The sequence below is a fragment of the Streptomyces sp. NPDC104096 genome, assembly GCF_055584385.1.
The window spans coordinates 1-4,622 of record NZ_JBVJMD010000136.1; the positions used below are offsets into that span (position 1 = coordinate 1).

Below are 4,622 nucleotides of genomic sequence, written 5' to 3' on the forward strand. Positions count from 1 at the left end.
CCGGCCGTGGGGGGCGCCCGGTGTGGGTTGCGCCGGGGGCGGGGGTCGACCCCCGCCCCGGGCGACGACGTTTTACGGCGGGCGGCCGTGACACGGCACGAGGGCCTTGCGGCTCGGTACGGATGTTGCGATCCGTCTCGAGCCGCAAGGCCCTCGTTCGTGTTCTTCGCGCCCGCGTGCCGGCTCAGAGTACGGGGATCAGCCGGGGGGTTCGGTCCTCGACGGCCTGGGCGGCGTCGAGCACCATCTCCTCCTCGAAGCGCCCGCCGATCAGCTGCACGCTCATCGGCAGGCCGTCGACGAGGGCGCTGGGCACGGTGGCCGCCGGGAAGCCGAGGATCGGGACGGCGGCCATCGGCCACATCGCCGCCACGAGCTGCGCGGCCCGCTCGGGGCTCGCGATGTCGGCGTCCTGCTCGAACGGGGGCTCCGCGGACACCGGGGTGAGCAGCAGCCGTTCCCGGCCGAGCAGTTGCTGGAGCTCGGCGACCAGTGCCCCGCGCCGGGACCAGCCGTGGATGTACTCCGCCAGGGTGGGGGAGTCGCCCCACTGCCCGGCCGCCGCGGCGAAGGAGTACTTGAGCGAGGCGCGGATGTCCGCGTCGCCGAGCTGCTCGACGGTCGGCATGGTGGACCGGAAGTCCTCGTAGATGAGCAGGGACCACAGCCGTGCGGCTTCGGCGAGCAGGGGGAGTCCGTCCAGTTCCTCGACCTGGTAGCCGGCGTCGGTCAGCTTCGCGACGGCTTCGTCGAGAGCCTTCTCCACGGCGGGATGGTTCGGGACCGTGCCGATGCCGCGTACGACGCCGACGCGGGGCAGGGCGCCGGGTGCGGGGCGGTCCGGGAGAGCGGGGACGCCGACCGGATCCCGCAGGTCGGGGGTGGTCATCACCCGCAGGGCCAGCCGGGCGTCGGCCACCGTGCGGGCGAGCGGACCCTCGACGGCGCAGTTCAGCACGGTCGGCGGCATGACGAGCTGCTGACGGCCGGCCGGAGTGTCGACGTACACCGGCTCCGTCCAGTTGGACACCCGGCCGACGGTCGGGCGGATGCCCACCACGCCACAGCAGGCGGCCGGATACCGGATCGACCCGCCGATGTCGTTGCCCTGGGCTATCGGCGTCATGCCGGCGGCCAGACTCGCGGACGCGCCGCCGCTGGAGCCACCGGGGGTGCGGTCGGCCGCCCAGGGGTTGAGCGTGCGGCCGTGCAGGTCGTTGGTGCTGAACCAGCGGTAGGAGAAGGCCGGGGCGTTGCTGCGGCCGACCAGCACGGCACCGGCGTCGCGCAGCGCCGTCACGCAGGCGGCGTCCCGCGCGGCCGGGGTCCCGGCGAGGGCGACGACGCCGTGGCTGGTGGCGTACCCCCGCTGGTCCGTGTTGATCTTCGTGGAGACGGGGACGCCGTGCAGCGGGCCGAGCTCGGCGCCCGAGGCCGTGCGCCGGTCGGCGGTCCGGGCCTGCTCGAGGGCCTCCTCGGGGCGGACGTCGGCGAGCGCGTTGACACGAGGGTTGACGGCGTCGATGCGGTCCAGACAGGACCGCACGATGTCGGCCGAGGAGAGCGTGCGGTTGCGGATCGCGGCCGCGAGTTCGACGGCCGAGAGCTGCCACGGTTCGGTGGCGGGGGAGTCGTGTTCCATGATCGCCTCTACGACGGCGCGCCCGGCGCGGCGCGGATGCCCATCCTGTTGTGTAACGTCGTTATAGGACGACGTTTGATCTAGCCATCGTGGTCCCCGGTGCCGAAGCTGTCAAGGATGAGGCCTCCTTGGTGGCCGACGGGTCCGGGGTGGGGGTCGGTGATGGCGTGGACGGTCGCGACCCGGTGCCGGAAACCGCGGTCCAACGCCGGTAGGCTGCGCCGATGCGCACGGTCGAGGTCTTGTTGGACGAGGCGGCGGACTTCGCGGTCCGGGAGGCCTGGCGACGGCTCGCGGACGCGGGGTTGCCCAGCCAGGCGCGCCTCCGCTCACCGACCAACAGCCCGCACCTGACCCTGGCCGCCTGCCCGGAGCTGACCGCCCCGATCCGCTGGGAGCTCGCCGAGGTGGCCGCCGCCCTGCCGCTGCCGGTGCGGTTCGCCGGCGTGGTCCGCTTCGAGCGGCCGACCTCGGTGCTGGCCTGGGCCCTCCGACTCGACGCGGCCCTGGCCGACTTGCACCGCCGGGCGTGGGACGCGGTGGCCTCGGACAGTCCGCCCGATACCCTCAACCCCCTCCACGACCCCGCGCACTGGAGTCCGCACGTCACCCTCGGCCGTTCCCGACGGTCCGGCGCCTTCGCCGGCCGGCGGATCCCCGAACTGCTGCCGACGCCGCCGTTGTCGGTACGGCTCACCACCCTGCGCAGTTACGACACGGAGACCGGCGCCCTGGAAGTGCTGGGGCCCCGTCCCTGACACGGCAGGTGTCTCCCTGATGCGCCGACTCGGGTCGCCAGGCCCTGGCCGGGCGCCTGAGCGAGACCCCGTCGGTCGCCGGCGGCCGTCCTCAGCGCAGGAGGAGAAGCGCCGCACCACGCCGGTGCTCCGCTCCGCCACCGCGCCGGTGCTCCGCTCCGCCACCGCTCCGCCACCGCGCCGCTCTGCGCCGGGGTTCGCGTGCCGTGGGGCGGGCGCGGGGGTCGTGAACGAGCCGAGGACGGAGCGGCAGCCGTCCAGTACCGCCGGGTCGTCGCTCCCGTGGGCGACCGCTTCGGCGAGCAGGGTCCGCAACCGGGTCTCCCACTCGGCGGTGAACCCCGGTTCGGGCGGACCGCTGCGGGTGTCGCGCTGCACCAGGGCGCCGCTCTTGCGGTCGACCCGCAGCAGCCCTTCACGTCGCAGCAGGTCGTACGCCTTGTTCACGGTGTGGAAGTTGATGCCCAGATCCACCGCGAGCTGACGTGTCGAGGGGAGTGAGCTGCCTTCGACGAGTTGACCGGAGGCGATGGACCCGACGACGCGGTCAGGCGAAATCCCCGCTCACAGCGCTCGGCGGGTGTCAGTTGGCGAGTGCGTCGATGCTGCTGCCGGTGAGCCAGAGTCCGGCCACGATCGACAAGGTGATGATCAGTTGCTCCTGGTGTCGTTCGAGCCAGGTCCGCAGGGCGCGAAGGCGGGCCCGGGAGGCGTCGGGTGCCCGGACGGCGTACAGCTCCATGATCAGGAGACTGAGGGTGGCGAGCACGCAGTACCCGGTGAGGGTGAGCCAGTCGCTGAGGGTGGACAGGTCGGCGTCGACGACGGTGGCGGCGCCGGCGGCGACCATGGCCCAGGGCTGGAGGAGCCAGGCGAGTGCGGCGGCGGTGCCGAGGGAGGCGTTGTCGATGCGGGCCGTCCAGTGCGGCGGCCGGTAGGGGCGGGGAAGCTGCCGGTACCGATGGCTGCCGAACAGGACCAGGCCGACGCCGATCGCGAGCTTGGCGGCGATCGCGGCGGTCGAGGGGGCGCTGTGGTGGACGAGCGGTTTCCCACCGGTCAGCAGCATCACGCAGGCGATCACGGCGATCAGGTCGGCCAGCCAGGACAGCAGGAAGACAAGGCCCTTGCGGACACCGCGGCGTGAGGCGAGGAGCAGGATGAAGGCGCTGTTGTGCAGGGGCCCGAAGGTGATGGCCGTACCGATCACGACCAGGTCGACGGCCATCGGCACAGCTGCTCCCCAGGGTCAGGGCCACCCGGCGACTTCCGGACGGGCGTCTCGCGCGGGCGTGCCCGGCGGGCCGGGGTGCCGGCGGTCGGGCGCCGCACCCAGACTCTGCGGCCCCCGGCCCCACGGGTCAAGCAGGCCACGCCGAAGCCTCCGTACGGGGCAGGCGGGTGATCCGTGTCCTGGAAGGGCCGGGCTGTCGGCAGGGCCTTCGAGGGTGCGGACGCCGTCTTCCGGCACAAGCCCGCCGTCCTCTCCCGAAGTCCGACACCCCATCACCCTCGGATGAACGCCCGTGCCGGCCGGACGGAGACGAACGCGGGCCGCTGTCCCTGCAGTTGAGCCGATGGTTGTTCTCGTGGACCCTTGAGCGGTGGACGATGACGGCGGATACGTGCTCGGAGAACTTCAGTCGATGGATCCCGCGGTGCGCGCGGATGTCCTCCGCGTGCTGGAGTGCGTCCTGCGGGGCCTCCCCGCCCACTGGCGGCGCCGAAAGGGGGTGCCGCAGCTCATGGTGTTCCTCGACGGCCCGCAGGACGTGCGGATGGAGAGGATCACCCTGCGGGAGCTGTCCGAGTACGGATATCTCGACGAGTTCAGCCGCTGGGCCGGCGGCGTCCCGGAAGAGAAGGCCCGCGAACACGGCTGTGCCGCTCTGGTCCACGGCAACCGAATTCACGCGAGGATCAACCAGATAGGCCCCTTCGGGTCGGGTTGGCACGCTCCCGACACTTCCGTCTCCGTTCGCATCGCGCACCGGGACCGGACGATGATCGGGTCCTTTTCGTTCGAGTTCGACGTGGAGGGCCGGTTCTTCCCGCGGCTCGTGTTTCGTCGGCGAGACTTCGACATCCTCGCCAGGGCCCGACGGAGTTGACCCTGGGTCGAGCACTGGCGATGTCGGTCGCACCCGCTCAGCCGGCCGAAGTGTTCTGTGCCGCCCCGCGCGCTTCGGTGAGGGCTCGCTGCCCGAGGCCGCCGCCGGACA

General features: G+C 72.6%; 4 protein-coding genes and 1 pseudogene. 2 read left to right on the top strand and 3 right to left on the bottom strand.

The features are described from left to right. Positions 1-184: 184 nt before the first annotated feature. Entirely contained in the window at positions 185-1,642 is a 1,458-nt protein-coding gene (locus ACZ60B_RS42595) for an amidase (protein ID WP_469397377.1), read from the bottom strand. Positions 1,643-1,866: 224 nt separating this feature from the next. On the opposite strand from ACZ60B_RS42595, the gene ACZ60B_RS42600 reads away from it, so the two are divergent. After that, complete coding sequence (locus ACZ60B_RS42600; RefSeq protein ID WP_469397381.1) at positions 1,867-2,400, top strand: 2'-5' RNA ligase family protein; 534 nt, start codon at positions 1,867-1,869, stop codon at positions 2,398-2,400. Between the two features lie 387 nt (positions 2,401-2,787). On the opposite strand, the pseudogene ACZ60B_RS42605 reads toward ACZ60B_RS42600, so the two are convergent. Together ACZ60B_RS42605 and ACZ60B_RS42610 are read right to left on the bottom strand one after the other, a co-directional pair. Continuing rightward, positions 2,788-2,958: pseudogene (locus ACZ60B_RS42605) on the bottom strand (GntR family transcriptional regulator); the annotation flags it as partial. Positions 2,959-2,983: 25 nt separating this feature from the next. After that, entirely contained in the window at positions 2,984-3,628 is a 645-nt protein-coding gene (locus ACZ60B_RS42610) for a GAP family protein (protein ID WP_469397385.1), read from the bottom strand. A 517-nt stretch (positions 3,629-4,145) separates the two neighbouring features. On the opposite strand from ACZ60B_RS42610, the gene ACZ60B_RS42615 reads away from it, so the two are divergent. Then, positions 4,146-4,511, top strand: a complete 366-nt coding sequence (locus ACZ60B_RS42615) for a hypothetical protein (protein ID WP_469397388.1) — start codon at positions 4,146-4,148, stop codon at positions 4,509-4,511. The last annotated feature ends 111 nt before the right edge of the window (positions 4,512-4,622 follow it).